13 protein-coding genes are annotated in these 13,485 nt (G+C 69.5%); 5 read left to right on the forward strand and 8 right to left on the reverse strand.

The window, feature by feature from the left end; genetic code table 11:
- The first annotated feature begins 191 nt into the window (after positions 1–191).
- The 4 genes from QMO56_RS07650 to QMO56_RS07665 are packed head-to-tail and all read left to right on the forward strand — an operon-like array spanning position 192 to position 4,259.
- Positions 192–1,301, forward strand: coding sequence for an extracellular solute-binding protein (locus QMO56_RS07650; protein ID WP_283524646.1), 1,110 nt, complete (start codon positions 192–194; stop codon positions 1,299–1,301).
- Between the two features lie 3 nt (positions 1,302–1,304).
- The gene (locus QMO56_RS07655; RefSeq protein ID WP_283524647.1) at positions 1,305–2,138 is read left to right on the forward strand and encodes an ABC transporter permease; all 834 of its coding nucleotides are present in this window, start codon (positions 1,305–1,307) and stop codon (positions 2,136–2,138) included.
- A gap of 4 nt (positions 2,139–2,142) precedes the next feature.
- Positions 2,143–2,931 carry an ABC transporter permease gene (locus QMO56_RS07660; RefSeq protein WP_283524649.1) on the forward strand — a complete coding sequence of 263 codons (789 nt, stop codon included), beginning with the start codon at positions 2,143–2,145 and terminating at the stop codon, positions 2,929–2,931.
- Positions 2,932–2,948: 17 nt separating this feature from the next.
- A complete protein-coding gene (locus tag QMO56_RS07665) occupies positions 2,949–4,259 on the forward strand; it encodes an NtaA/DmoA family FMN-dependent monooxygenase (protein ID WP_283524650.1) in 1,311 nt (436 codons plus the stop codon).
- Positions 4,260–4,309: 50 nt separating this feature from the next.
- On the opposite strand, the gene QMO56_RS07670 is transcribed toward QMO56_RS07665, so the two are convergent.
- From QMO56_RS07670 to QMO56_RS07700, 7 genes are all read right to left on the reverse strand, one after another.
- Positions 4,310–4,492: a hypothetical protein gene (locus QMO56_RS07670; RefSeq protein WP_283524651.1), complete on the reverse strand. Its 183-nt coding sequence runs from the start codon at positions 4,490–4,492 to the stop codon at positions 4,310–4,312.
- Between the two features lie 108 nt (positions 4,493–4,600).
- Positions 4,601–5,335 carry an ABC transporter ATP-binding protein gene (locus QMO56_RS07675; RefSeq protein WP_283524653.1) on the reverse strand — a complete coding sequence of 245 codons (735 nt, stop codon included), beginning with the start codon at positions 5,333–5,335 and terminating at the stop codon, positions 4,601–4,603.
- The gene (locus QMO56_RS07680; RefSeq protein WP_283524655.1) at positions 5,332–6,174 is read right to left on the reverse strand and encodes an ABC transporter ATP-binding protein; all 843 of its coding nucleotides are present in this window, start codon (positions 6,172–6,174) and stop codon (positions 5,332–5,334) included. The genes QMO56_RS07675 and QMO56_RS07680 overlap by 4 nt, the downstream gene beginning before the upstream one ends.
- Positions 6,175–6,177: 3 nt before the next feature.
- Positions 6,178–6,630 (reverse strand): hypothetical protein, encoded by a 453-nt coding sequence (locus QMO56_RS07685; RefSeq protein ID WP_283524656.1) that lies wholly within the window; start codon positions 6,628–6,630, stop codon positions 6,178–6,180.
- 106 nt (positions 6,631–6,736) lie between these two features.
- On the reverse strand, positions 6,737–7,636 hold the full coding sequence (nikC, locus tag QMO56_RS07690) for a nickel transporter permease (protein ID WP_283524658.1): 900 nt from the start codon (positions 7,634–7,636) through the stop codon (positions 6,737–6,739).
- Between the two features lie 2 nt (positions 7,637–7,638).
- Positions 7,639–8,730, reverse strand: a complete 1,092-nt coding sequence (locus QMO56_RS07695) for an ABC transporter permease (protein WP_283524659.1) — start codon at positions 8,728–8,730, stop codon at positions 7,639–7,641.
- On the reverse strand, positions 8,727–10,343 hold the full coding sequence (locus QMO56_RS07700) for an ABC transporter substrate-binding protein (protein ID WP_283524660.1): 1,617 nt from the start codon (positions 10,341–10,343) through the stop codon (positions 8,727–8,729). The genes QMO56_RS07695 and QMO56_RS07700 overlap by 4 nt, the downstream gene beginning before the upstream one ends.
- Before the next feature lie 136 nt (positions 10,344–10,479).
- Here QMO56_RS07700 and QMO56_RS07705 point away from each other — a divergent pair, with 136 nt between their 5' ends.
- Positions 10,480–11,148, forward strand: a complete 669-nt coding sequence (locus tag QMO56_RS07705) for a phosphoribosyltransferase (protein ID WP_283524662.1) — start codon at positions 10,480–10,482, stop codon at positions 11,146–11,148.
- A gap of 44 nt (positions 11,149–11,192) precedes the next feature.
- Here QMO56_RS07705 and QMO56_RS07710 read toward each other — a convergent pair whose 3' ends face one another.
- A complete protein-coding gene (locus tag QMO56_RS07710; RefSeq protein WP_283524663.1) occupies positions 11,193–13,361 on the reverse strand; it encodes an amylo-alpha-1,6-glucosidase in 2,169 nt (722 codons plus the stop codon).
- Positions 13,362–13,485 lie beyond the last annotated feature (124 nt).

Genomic DNA, 13,485 nt, shown 5'->3' on the forward strand with positions numbered 1-13,485 from the left:
GGGAATGAATTCCCCCGAGCCCCCTTCTTTTTTCTGTCCGTTGTGGCGCCCGCTGGCCGCCTGCGCGGGGGCTCGAAGAAGAAAGATGGGGGTCCGGGGGAATTCATTCCCCCGGCCTTTGGCACGGGTCGTGCTTGGCCATGGTCCTGACAGCGCCGCAGCGGCGCGCAGGCAGAGGGGGCCAGGTGCGTATGACACAGACCTTCCAACAGGATTGCGTCGAGCTTCTGCTGCAGCAGCACCGCCGGGGAAGGATCGGCCGGCGGGCGCTGCTGGGGGGCCTCGCGGCGCTCGGCGCCGCCCCGCTGATGAGCTCCCCCGCCGCCGCGCAGGACAAGCGCGAGCTGGTGATGGTGAACTGGGGCGGCATCGCCAACCAGGGCTTCGGCGAGGCCTATGGCAAGCCCTTCATGGAGGCCAACCCCGGCTGGACGGTGGTGCAGGACAGCAGCGGCCCCTCCACCGGCCGCATCCGCTCGATGGTGGAGAGCGGCCATGTCACCTGGGACCTCTGCGACAGCTCCGCCGCCTCCGCCATGCTGCTGAGCGGCATGAACCTGCTGACGCCGATCGACTACGGCGTGGTGAAGAAGGAGGACGTGCTCGGCCCCGCCTTCGCCGTGGAATACGGTGCGGCGCCCTACTCCTTCTCCAACGTGCTGGCCTATGACAGCAGCAAGTTCCCGACGCCGCCAACCGGCTGGAAGGACTTCTTCGACCTCAAGCGCTTCCCCGGCACGCGGCTGATCCGGCGGGATGCGCGCACCTCCCTCGACATCGCCACCGCCTCGCTCGGCGCCGACCCCAAGACGATGTACCCGCTCGACATCGGGAAGGCGCTGAAGCGCATCGGCGACATCAAGGCGAACTGCGTCTACTGGAACAATGGCTCGGAATCCGAGCAGTACATGCGCACGGGCGAGGCAGTGATGGGCTGCATCTGGCACACCCGCGCCAGCGTGCTGGAGCGCGAGACGCAAGGCCGCATCAAGTTCGTCTGGGACCAGGGCATGCTGCAGGCCGGCATCATGGTGATCCCGAGGAACAATCCCGGCGGCGCGGCGGCGCAGCGCCTGCTGGCCTCGATGCTCGCGCACCCCGAGCCGCAGGTCAGCCTGCTGAAGCTGATGGGCAATGGCCCGACCAATCCGCGCGCCGCCGAGATGGTGCCGCCGGAGCTGCGCCGCCTGAACCCGACCGACCCCGCCAATGTCGCCAGGCAGTTCTACCTGGACGAGACCTGGTGGGGAAAGAACTACCAGGAGGCCAATGCCGAGTACCTCGACTTCGTCACCGGCTGAGGGATGCGGCGCGAACTCGGCTGGTGGGGCCTGATCCTGCCGGCCTTCCTGCTGATGACGCTGGTCTATCTGGTGCCGATCGGCCAGGTTCTGGTGATCAGCGTCACCGAGCCGCGCCTGGGCCTCGGGAACTACGAACGCCTCTGGACCAGCGGCAGCGTGCAGCGCGTCATCCTGACCACGCTGCGCATCGGCGGGCTGACCACGCTGATCGCGCTGCTGCTGGGCTATGCGCTGGCCTACAAGGTGGCAATGTCCCCGCCGAACCGCCGGCGCTGGTGGCTGCTCGCCGTGCTGGTGCCGCTCTGGATCAGCGTGCTGGTGCGCGCCTTCGCCTGGGTCACGCTGCTGCGCCGCGAGGGGCTGGTGAACGAGGCGCTGCTGGCCGGCGGGCTGATCGACACGCCGCTGCGCATGGTCTGGAACGAGTTCGGCATCGTCGTCGGCATGGTGCACTACATGGTGCCCTATGCCGTGCTGCCGATGCTGGCCAGCATGGGCGAGGTGGACCCCCGCCTGCTGGCCGCCGCGCGCGGGCTCGGCGCCGGGCGCACCGAGAGCTTCCTGCGCGTCTTCCTGCCGCTCTCCCTGCCCGGGGTCATCGCGGCGGGCGTGCTGGTCTTCATCTTCTCGCTCGGCTTCTACATCACCCCCGCCCTGCTCGGTGGCGGCCGCACGCTGATGGCGGCGGAGTGGATCAAGCTGCAGATCACCGACCTGCTGCGCTGGGGCCTCGGCGCCATGCTGGCCACGGTGCTGGTGGTCGCCATCCTCGCCACGCTGGCGCTGTTCTCGCGCGTGGTGAACCTGCGCCGCCTCTTCGGCGCGGGGGCCTGAGCCGATGGGCGGCTACCGGCCGGGCTGGCTGAACTCCACGGTCGCCTGGGTGACGGCGCTTTTCCTGCTCCTGCCCGTGGCCGTGGTTGTCCCCGTCTCCTTCACCGATCAGCGCTTCCTTTCGCTGCCGAAGCACACCCTCTCCCTGCAGCACTACACGGCGCTGTTCGGCAGCGAGGCCTGGCGCGGCGCCATCCTGCAATCCTTCGGCATCGCGCTGGCCTCCACGGCGCTGGCGGTGGTGGCGGGCACGCTCTGCGCCATCGGCTGCTGGCGCATCGGCCGTCGCAGCACGGAGCTGGTGCGGGCGCTGATGCTGCTGCCGATCATCATCCCCACCATCGTCTATGCGGTTGGCCTGTATCGCTCCTTCGCACTCGCCGGGCTGCTGGACAGCTTCCTCGGCGTGGTTCTGGCGCATGGCGTCACCGGCATTCCCTATGTGGTGGTCACGGTTTCCACCGCGCTCGCCGCCTTCGACGGGCGGCTGGAGCAGGCGGCGCGCGGCATGGGCGCCTCGCTCGGCCAGACGCTGCGCTGGGTGATCCTGCCGCGCATCATGCCCGGCATCGTCTCCGGCGCCATCTTCGCCTTCATCCATTCCTGGGACGAGCTGGTGATCGTGCTGTTCATCGCCTCCCGCAACGTCTTCACCCTGCCGCGCAAGATCTGGGACGGCATCAACGAGAATCTCGACCCCAGCATGGCCGCCGTCGCCGTGCTGCTGGTGGTGGCGACGGTGCTGCTGCTGCTGGCGGACCTCGCCCTGCGGCGGCGCCGCGAAGGACACTGACGGAAGGAGGCCAGGACATGGCGGACAAGCGGTTCCATCTCGGATGGTTCCTCCAGGGCTCAAGCGTGCAGGCCTGGGGCGAGCCCTGGACCGGCTCCATCGGCCGCGACTGGATGGTGCCGGAGCTGTTCATCGACATGGCGCGCGCGCTGGAACGCGCCTGCTTCGACTACGTGCTGATCGAGGATTCCTCCTATGTCGGCGAGAGCTACGGCGGCGCGCGCGACGTCTACCTGAAGCACGGCATCGCCGTGCCGCGGCAGGACCCTTCCGTGGTCGCCACGCTGCTGGCGCGCGAGACGAAGCAGATCGGCATCGTCCCCACCTTCGCCACCTTTGCCTATCATCCCTATCTGCTGGCGCGGCTGGTGGCGACGCTGGACCAGGTCTCCTCCGGCCGCATCGGCTGGAACGCCGTCACCGGCAGTTCCGACTTCGCCGCCCGCAACTTCGGCCTGGACGGCCTGCCCGAGCACGACACCCGCTACGACATGGCCGACGAGTACATGCAGGTGGTGAACGGCCTCTGGGGTTCCTGGGAGCCCGGCGCCATTCTCGCCGACACCGAAAGCGGCATCCTGGTGGACCCCGCCAAGGTGCACGCCGTCAACCACGAGGGCCGCTACTTCCGCTCGCGCGGGCCGCTGAACTCCGGCCCCTGCGTGCAGGGCCGCCCCGTCATCGCGCAGGCCGGCGGCTCGCCGCGCGGGCGGCAGTTCGCCGCGCAGCACGCCGACACCATCGTGGCCAGCATCAAGGGCACCGAGGGGATGAAGGCCTATCGCGACGACATTCGCGCCCGCAGGGCCGCCTGCGGCCGCGATCCCGACAGCTGCAAGGTGCTGTTCCTGATCTCCCCCATCATCGGCGAGACGGAGGAGGAGGCCTGGGCCCGCAAGCGGCGGCGCGACGCCTACAATGCCGAGAACCTGCAGCTCCGCATGGCGCATCTCAGCAAGATCACCAACATCGACTTCGCCGCCCTGCCGCTGGACGAACCGCTGGGCCGGCTCACCACCAACGGCCACCAGCAGAGCCTGGACGAGTTCCTGCGCAAGGCCGGCAACCGCACCCTGCGCGAGGCCATGGCCCTCTACAACAACACCGGCTCGGTGGAGCTGATCGGCACGCCGGAGCAGATCGCCGAGCGCATGGGCGAGGCGATGGAGGCGGTCGGCGGCGACGGCTTCCTCTTCTCCCTGCCCGATGTCAGCCGCCGCACGGTGGCCGAGGTGGCGGACGGGCTGGTGCCGGCCCTGCAGCGCCGCGGCCTGATGCGAAAGAGCTACGAGCACGCGCTCTTCCGCGAGAACCTGCTTGCGTTCTGAAAAGTCCGGGGGAAGGAATTCCCCCGGACCCCCATCTTTTTTCTGTCAGTTCAGCGCAGCGGCAGGGTGAGCAGCGCCAAAGTGCCGAGTACGGCGGCCTTGATCTCCGCATCCGGCAGCATGTCGCGCCCGGGAAAGACGTCAATCCCGAGCTTGCGCTTGGCGACATAGGCGCCCAGCAGCACCACCATGCAAACTCCGCTTCCCATCACCGCCGCCATCACGCGTTGCATCGCCATCATCCTCGTACGCGCCGCCCTCAACCGCCGAACTGACAGAAAAAAGAAGGGGGCCTGGGGGACTGTCCGAGGCAGTGCCTCGAACCCCCCAGCCTTTCTACCTCACGCTTCCAGCTCGTGCGACAGCGCAATCAGGTCCTGCGTGTGCGAATGCCGCGCCTCGCCGGCGCGCAACTGCGCCTCCGTCAGCACCTCGACGATCCTTCCGCCCTGCATCACCGCCAGCCGCCCGCAGAGATGCGCGACAACCGCGAGATTGTGCGAGACGAGGATGCAGGTGAGCTGCCGCGCCTCGCGCAGGTCGGCCAGCAGGTTCAGCACCTCCGCCTGCACGGAAACGTCGAGCGCGCTGGTCGGCTCGTCGAGCAGCAGCACGGAGGGATCGGCGACCAGCGCGCGGGCGATCGCCACGCGCTGCCGCTGCCCGCCCGAGAGCTGGTGCGGATAGCGGAAGCGCGCCGCGCGCGGCAGCGCCACCTCCTCCAGCGCGCGGATGATGCGCGCCTCCGCATTGGGGATGCCATGCACCTCCAGCGGCTCGGAGAGGATTCGGTCCACCGTCTGCCGCGGGTGCAGCGAGCCATAGGGGTCCTGGAACACCATCTGCACGGTCTTGAAGAAGGCGCGGTCCCGCTTGCGGCCGAGCGTCTTGCCCGCCACCGCCAGCGTGCCGTTCCAGTCGGCATTCAGCCCGGCGATGGTGCGCAACACGGTGGACTTGCCCGAGCCGCTCTCCCCCACCAGCCCGAAGGTCTCCCCCGCCGCCACGTCGAAGGAAACGTCGCGCACCACATGGTTGCTGCCGAAATGGACGTTGAGATGCCCGACACCGATCATGCGCGCGGCTCCAGCCAGGAGGGGTCGCGGCTCAGGGTGGGCAGCCGGGCGCGCTTGTGGCTCAGGCTCGGCATGCATTCCAGCAGCCCGCGCGTATAGGCGTGCTGGGCGCGGTGCAGGTCGCGCGCCGGCAGCTCCTCCATCACCTGTCCGGCATACATCACCACCACCCGGTCGCAGAAGCGGCTGACCAGCGGCAGGTCGTGGCTGATCAGCATCAGCCCCATGCCGCGCGCCGAGACCAGGTCCTCGATCAGCTTCAGGATCTCCGCCTGCACGCTGGCATCCAGCGCGCTGGTCGGCTCGTCGGCGATCAGCAGGTCCGGGTTCGGTGCCAGCATCATGGCGATCATCACCCGCTGTCCCATGCCGCCGGAAACCTCATGCGGATAGGACTCCAGCACCCGCTTCGGGTCGCGGATACGCACCTGCTCCAGCAGGGCCAGCGCCGCCTCGCGCGCCTCGCGCCTGCCGCCCTTCTGGTGCGCCAGCCAGGCCTCGGCGATCTGGTTGCCGACCGTCATCACCGGATTGAGGCTGAACTTCGGGTCCTGCATGATCAGGCCGATGCGGCCGCCGCGCAGGCTGCGCATCTGCCGCTCGGAGGCACCAAGAATGTCGATGCCGTCGAAGCGCAGCGCGCCGGCGCGGACGCGCGCCGCCTCGGGCAGAAGCCGCATCAACGCGCGCCCGGTCACCGACTTGCCCGAACCGCTCTCGCCCACGATGCCGAGCTTCTCCCGGCCAAGGCTGAAGGACACGCCGCGCACGGCATGGGTGAAGCCTGTCGGTGTGGGGAAGTCCACGCGCAGGTCACGGATCTCGACGAGGTTGCTCATCGTCTAAGCTCCCGCCTCGTACGCAAGACGCGCTCCTTGGAGTTTCCTGAATTCGCCAACACGCAACGAACCCTTGGCGCGCACTTTGGAGCCCGGCTTCATGAGCGCCACCTTCACATCGGAGAACGGCACTTCCCAGATTTCTCGTGCTTCCAGCGTGTCGGGTTCGAGCAGAACGGTATCGCAAAGCGTCTCAGGATCCAGTTTCGGAACGCGTCGACGGTTGGTATCGCGATCGTCGAGCACGCGCCCCTTAATCTGGATTCCTTCCTCGCCACGCTGGGCGTCATAGCCCTTGTTGCGCGCATCCGTGAGCCTGAGTTGCAGCTTCCCGGCCGCTTCGTATTCTGCGATTTCGCCGGCCACGCCGAGAGGCTTACCGGTGCATCGATGGTACGCAATCGCCAGGGGCTTGACTGCGGCAAGGATTTCGCGCTGGCACCGGTCCTTCGTCACTACGTTTACCATTGCGCGCACCTCATCGGGGAGGTCCAGGAGCTCAGTTCCTGGCGGGGAGAGCGCGAGAGGGGCGGCGCCCCTCTCGCGAACACCGCGGAAGGCTTCATCGCTGCTTCGGGTCCAGCACATCGCGCAGCCCGTCGCCCAGCAGGTTGAACGCCAGGCTTGCTGTGAAGATGGCAATGCCCGGGATCACCGGCACCCACCACTGCTCCAGGATGAACCGCCGCGCCGTCGCGATCATCGTGCCCCACTCGGGAATCGGCGGCTGCGCGCCAAGCCCGAGGAAGCCAAGCCCCGCCGCCGTCAGGATGATCGAGGACATGTCGAGCGTGACACGCACGGTCAGCGAAGGCAGGCACATCGGCGTCACATGCCGCCAGATGACGCGCCAGGGCGAGGCGCCGGTCATCCGCACGGCGGCGATGTAATCGGTGTTGCGGATGGTCAGCGTCTCCGCGCGGGCGAGGCGTGCATAGGGCGGCCAGGCCGTCAGCGCGATGGCGATCACGGCGCTCTCCACCCCCGGCCGCATGGCGGCGACGAAGGCCAGCGCCAGGATCAGCCGCGGAAAGGCCAGGAACACGTCGGTGACGCGCATCAGCAGGCGATCGAGCAGCCCGCCCGCATAGCCCGCGACGCAGCCCACGATCAGGCCGACCGGCGCCACCAGCACCACCACGGCGACCACCATGCCGAGCGTGACCCGCCCGCCATAGAGCAGGCGAGACCAGACATCGCGGCCCAGTTCGTCGGTGCCGAGCCAGTGCTCGGCGGAGGGCGGCTGCAGCCGGTTGCCCAGCTCCTGCACCCCGGGATCATGCGTGGCGAGCAGCGGCGCGGCCAGCGCCAGGATCAGCATGACGACGGCCACCGCCAGCCCGGCCACGGCCAGCGGATTGCGCCGGAAGGCCAGCCAGAGCTGGTAGCGCCGCCCCCATTTGGCCTGCGAGCGGGAGGCCGGCGTATCGGTCAGCAGCCAGGCGCGCGTCGATCCGGACATGCTCACTTCACCCTCGGATCGAGCAGCCGGTAGAGCAGGTCCGACAGCAGGTTCAGCACGACGTAGATGAGGCCGACCACCAGCGTGGCGCCGAGCACCGCGTTCATGTCGGCGTTCAGCAGCGAAACGGTGAGGTATTGCCCGAGGCCGGGCCAGGAGAAGATCGTCTCCGTCAGCACCGCGCCCTCCAGCAGGCCCGCATAGGACATCGCCAGCACGGTGACGAGCGGCACGGCGGTATTGCGGAAGGCATGGCCCCAGATGATGCGGCGGCGCGAGAGGCCCTTGGCGCGGGCGGTGGTGACGTATTCGCTGCGCAGCTCGCCCAGCATGAAGGCGCGCGTCATGCGCGCGATATAGGCCAGCGAGAACATCGCCAGCACCGCCGCCGGCTGCGCCAGATGCGCCAGCGCGTCCTGGAAGGCGCCCCAATCGCCGGCGAGCGCCGCATCGAGCGTCAGGATGCCGGTGCGCTCGTCCACCATGCCTTCGTAGAAGATGCTCTGCCGCCCCGGCCCCGGCGCCCAGCCGAGCCTGGCGTAGAACAGCAGCAGCGAGACCAGCCCGAGCACGAAGACCGGCAGCGAATGCCCGGCGAGGCAGAACAGCCGCACCGCCTGATCCACCCATTTGCCCTGCTTCGTCGCCGCCAGCACGCCAAGCGGCACGCCGATCACCACGGCGATGATCATGGCCACGGTCGCCAGCTCGAAGGTGGCGGGGAAGAAGCGCGCGATGTCCTGCGTGACGGGGTTGGAGGTCATCACCGAGCGGCCGAGATCGCCGCTGACGATATGCTCCAGGTAGCGCCAGAACTGCACGTAGAGCGGCTGGTCGAGGCCGAGCTCCAGCCGGGTGCGCTCCACCACGTCCTGCGGCGCGCGGTCGCCGACGATGGCCAGCACCGGATCGATCGGCACCACGCGGCCGATGAAGAAGGTGACGAGGACCAGGCCGAACAGCGTGATGGGAATGCTGGCGAGCGTCGCCGAGACGGCCTGGAAGCGCAGGCGGAAGGCGGAGGGGCGACGACGCCCCCCCGCAGGCTGCCCCCCCGGCGGCTGGTCCGCCGGGGAAGTGGTGCTGTCGCTCATGCCTTGGTGATGTTGGTGTAGGAGTGCCGGTCGTTCATCGGGCCCATGTCGAAGCCCTTCACGCCGGCGCGCGAGACCGCGACCTCGATCTCCTGCAGCAGGATGACGAAGGGCGAGACCTTCTGGTGCTCCTTCTGCAGGTCCTCGTACATCTGCGTGCGCTTCTCGGAATCGGTTTCCTTCAGCGCCGCCACGGCGCGGGCGGAAAGCTCGGGGATATCCCAGCTCGCCCGCCAGGCCAGGGTGCGGTTGCGCGCGTTCTCGCTGTTGTCGGTGTTGATGCTGAAGGCTTCCGCGTTGCTGTGCGGGTCGAAGTAGTCGCTGCCCCAGCGCACCATGGCGATGTCATGCGTGCGGGCACGGGTCTTGGTGATGACAGCGCGCATCTCGCCCGGCAGCATGCTCAGCCGGATGCCGATGGCGGCGAGGTTCGCCTGGATCGCCTGGGCGATGTCGGATTGCGGCGCGGCCGAGGCATAGTCGAAGCTGACCTCGAAGCCATCCGCCAGCCCGGCCCTGGCCAGCAGCGCCTTCGCCTCCTCGATGTTGCGCTTGAAGGGCTGCTCGGTCACCGCGCCCGGCAGGCCGGCCGGCAGGAAGGCCTGATGCACCGCATAGGTGGTGGGCACGATGTTCTTCTGGATGCCCTCGTAGTCCAGCGCCAGCTTGATCGCCTGCCGCACCTCGGGCTTCGAGAGGTACTGGTTCTTCTGGTTCAGGCTCAGGTACATCAGGCTCGCCTTGCGCGAGGACTGCACGCTGAACTTCGGATCGTTCTCGACCTGCTTGATCTGGTCGGCCACCAGGTTGCGGGCGATGTCCACGTCGCCCTTCTGCAGGCCGAGCAGCTGCGCCGAGGGATCGGCCATGTGGCGCATGATGATGCGGCGGATCTTCGGCGCCACGTTGCTGTGCGGATTGGCCTCCAGCACCACGCTCTCGCTCGCCTTCCACTGACGCACCGCGTAGCTGCCCGAGCCGGCCGAGTTCTGCTTCAGCCAGGCATTGCCCCAGTCGTCGCCCCCCTTGTCGTCCTTCTGGGCGTGGGACATCACGGTGGCCTTCTCGACCACCGAGCCCACCGCCGCCGAGAGGCAGTAGAGCAGGAAGGAGGGCGAGGTCGGCTCGGCGGTGGTCAGCACCACCGTCTTCGGCCCGGTGGCGCGGATGCGATCGGCCGCGTTGTCCCTGGTGAAGCCGAACTGGTTGATGATGAAGGCCGGCGGCTTGTTCATCACCACGGCGCGGGTCAGCGAGAAGGCCACGTCCTCCGCCGTCACCGGCTTGCCGGAGGCGAATTTCGGCCCGTCCTTCAGGGTGAAGGTGAAGGTCTTGTTGTCGTCCGAGACCTCCCACTTCTCCGCCAGCTCGCCCTCGATCTGGGAGGGGTTGGCGTTCGGCGTCGTCACCAGCTTCTGGTAGACGTTCCCGGCGATCTCCGAGGCCGTGTACTCGAAGGCCTCCTGCGGATCGAGGCTGATGATGTCGTCGATCTGCTTGGCGAAGACCAGCACGTTGGGCGGGGTCTGGGCGGAGGCGCTCCGGACCGGCAGGCCGGCGGGCAGCGTGGCGGCGGCTGCGGAAGCGAGCAGCATCGAACGGCGTGTGAGCATCGGAAGGACCTCCTGAACCCTGCCTATGTAGCGCGCCGCCCCCCTGCCGCGCCATGGCCTGTGCAGCGCCGGCCGGTCCCGCCCTGCCCCGCATTTCCCCCTGGCGCGGCACGGGCGGCCATGCCATCCGGCAGGGATGGAATACTGGCAGGACTTCGAGACCCCCCCGGCCGGATCAGCCTTCGGCGAGAGCTATCCGGCGCCGATGCCGGACGGGCGCGCGCTGCGCCTGCCGCTGCGGGGCTATGGCGCGATCGCGGTGGCGGGCTTCATCGCCAACCAGGCCTCCTTCGCCGTCCTGCGGGCGCTCTGCGGCTGGATGGCCGCCGCCGCCCGGCCACTGGGGGCGGAGGTGGTGGTCGGCCTGCCGACCCTCGGCCATGTCTTCGGCGGCCCGGTGGCGGAGGCGCTCGGCCATGCCAACTGGGTGGCCCCCGGCTATTCACGCAAGACCTGGTACGACCCCGCCTATTCCGTGCCCACCGCCTCCTCCACCACGCCGGATACGCGGCGCATCTGGCTGGACCCGCGCCTGCTGCCCCGCCTCGCCGGGCGGCGGGTGCTGCTGGTGGACGACGTGATCAGCACCGGCAGCTCCGCCCTGGCCGGGCTGGCGCTGCTGGCCGCGGCGGGGGTGCGGCCGGTCGGGCTCTGCGTGGCGATGGCGCAGGGCGACCGCTGGCGCCAGGCCTGGCCCGCCGAGATCCCGGTCGCCGCCGCCTTCGCAACGCCGCTCTTCCGGCCCAGCGAGGAGGGTTGGGTGCCGGACCCGGCGACGATGGCACGCGGCCTTCTGCTGCCCTGAGGGCGGCCAGGGAGGGCGCCGCCCTTCCCTGGGCCCACCCGCCATCAGCCGGGGGGAGCGGTGTGCAGCGCGACGCTCAGGTCGCCGCTCTGCTGCAGCACCTCCAGCCGCGCCCTGTCGCCCTCGCGGTGCACCCGCAGGTCGAGCAGGCCGTCGCCGAGCCGCAGCCGGCGCAGCGTCACCCAGGGCAGGAAGTCCGGCAGCACGGGGCTGTCGAGCATCACCCTGCCCTGCTCGGGCGCGAAGCGCAGGCCGAGGCAGGCGCGCAGCAGGGCGAAAGGCGTGCTCGCCGCCCAGGCCTGCGGCGAGCAGGCCACCGGATAGAGCGTCGGCCCCTGGCCATGCCGCCGCGGGAAGCCGCAGAACAGCTCGGGCAGGCGGCGCCCGGGGTCGAAGCTGGCCGCCTGGAACAGCGCGGTGAGCAGCCGGGCGGCGGCATGGCCCAGCCCATAGCGGGCGAAGCCCTCGGCGATCATGGCGTTGTCGTGCGGCCAGACCGAACCGTTATGGTAGCTCATCGGATTGAAGCGTGCCTCGCCCGCCGCCAGGGTGCGGATGCCCCAGCCGCAGAAGGAGGCCGGCTGCAGCAGCGTATGCGCCACCCGCGCCGCGCGGTGCGGCAGGGCGATGCCGGCGAACAGCGCATGCCCGGCATTGGAGCTGCGCACCCGGCAGGGCTGCTTGTTGCCGTCCAGCGCCAGGACGTAAGTGCCCAGGCCCTCGTCCCAGAAGGCGGCGTCGAAGGCGAGCTGCAGCGCGGCCGCGCGCTTCTCCAGCCGCTGCGCCCGCCCCGGGTCGCCCAGCCGGGTGGCGATGCGCGCGGCGGCGCGCCAGGCGGCATAGACATAGCCCTGCATCTCGACCAGCGCGATCGGCCCCTCCGCCGTCCGGCCATCGGCATGGAAGATCGAGTCGTGGCTGTCCTTCCAGCCCTGGTTCAGCAGCCCGTTCGGCGTCTTGCGGAGGTATTCGACGAAGCCGTCGCCGTCCTCGTCGCCATAGGTGTCGATCCAGCCAAGCGCAGCCTCGATGTTCGGCCACAGCTCGCGCAGCGTGGCAAGGTCGCCGGTGCGGTCGAGATAGGCGCCGGCCAGCATGATGAAGAGCGGTGTGGAGTCGATGCTGCCGTAGTAGTGGCGGAAAGGCACCTCGCCCAGCACCGCCATCTCGCCCTGGCGCGTCTCGTGCAGGATCTTGCCGGGCTCGGCGTCGGTCTCCGGGTCCAGCGCGGTGGCCTGGTGCGCGGCCAGGAAGCGCAGCACGCCCTGGGCGAGGCGCGGCGCCAGCCACAGCGTCTGCCAGGCGGTGATCAGCGCGTCCCGCCCGAAGGCGGTGCTGTACCAGGGCACGCCGGCATAGGGGTAGGGCCCCTGCGGCGTGTGCGTCACCAGCATGGCGAGGTCGGCCCCGGCGCGGCGCAGCATCTCGTCGAACACCGCATGGCCGCTCTCGATCCCCACCGCCTCGGCGCGCAGCTGCCGCAGCGCCTGGCGCGAGCGGCGCAGTTCCGCCCCGAAGGCGTCGCGCGGCCGCTCCGTCACCGCGGCGTCGCAGCGGATGGTGAGGAACAGCACCTGCCGGCCGCCCGGCGGCAGCTCGATCTCGTGCACGGCGCGCTGCGCCTCCAGCCGCCGTGGCGCCGGCTCGAAGCGCAGCACGGTCCTGCGGCGCCGCCCGTCGAGCCCGGTATAGGCCAGGGTCACGCCGGTGGTGGAGAAGGCGGGGTGATGATACTGCCCGCGCTGCGCCCGCTTGCGGCCCCGCACCTCGAAGAGATCGGCGAAGTCGGCGGCGAAGTGGGTCTCCAGCCGCAGCCGGTGCGGGCGGTCATCGTAGTTGCGGATGGCGAGACGCTCGTGGCAGGTGTCGCCGCACAGGAAGCGGGTGCGGCGCAGGTGCAGCCGGCCGCGCGGCAGCGACTCCCCGGTTTCCTCCTCCCGCAGCGGCGGATTGGTCAGGTCACAGGTGAGCTCGGTGTTGTCGTCGAGCAAGGTGGCGCTGAGCAGCTGCGGCGCGGCACCGTTCAACCGAAGGCAGAGAAAGGAAAGATGCCGCATGTCCTTGTGGTAGAGGCCCTGCGAGTCTCCCGCGAAGTCGCCCGCCGCATTGAACACCGCGAAGCTGTCGCCGTGCTTCAATGTCATGGCGCGGCTCTGCTGCGTCGCGGCACTTTCTTCCGCCGCGACGCTGGGCGGGGCGATGGGGCTGTCCATGCGGCGAAAGCTTCCCCTTAGTTGTCGGAGTGTGGTGCAGGCCCCGGCGGCACGCGCCGCTCCCATGCCTGTCTCCGGCATGGGCTGCTTATCCCATGGTCCCGGTGAATGGATCCTTCAAGGG

The organism is Roseomonas sp. E05, assembly GCF_030063475.1.
Taxonomy (GTDB): Bacteria; Pseudomonadota; Alphaproteobacteria; order Acetobacterales; family Acetobacteraceae; genus Pseudoroseomonas.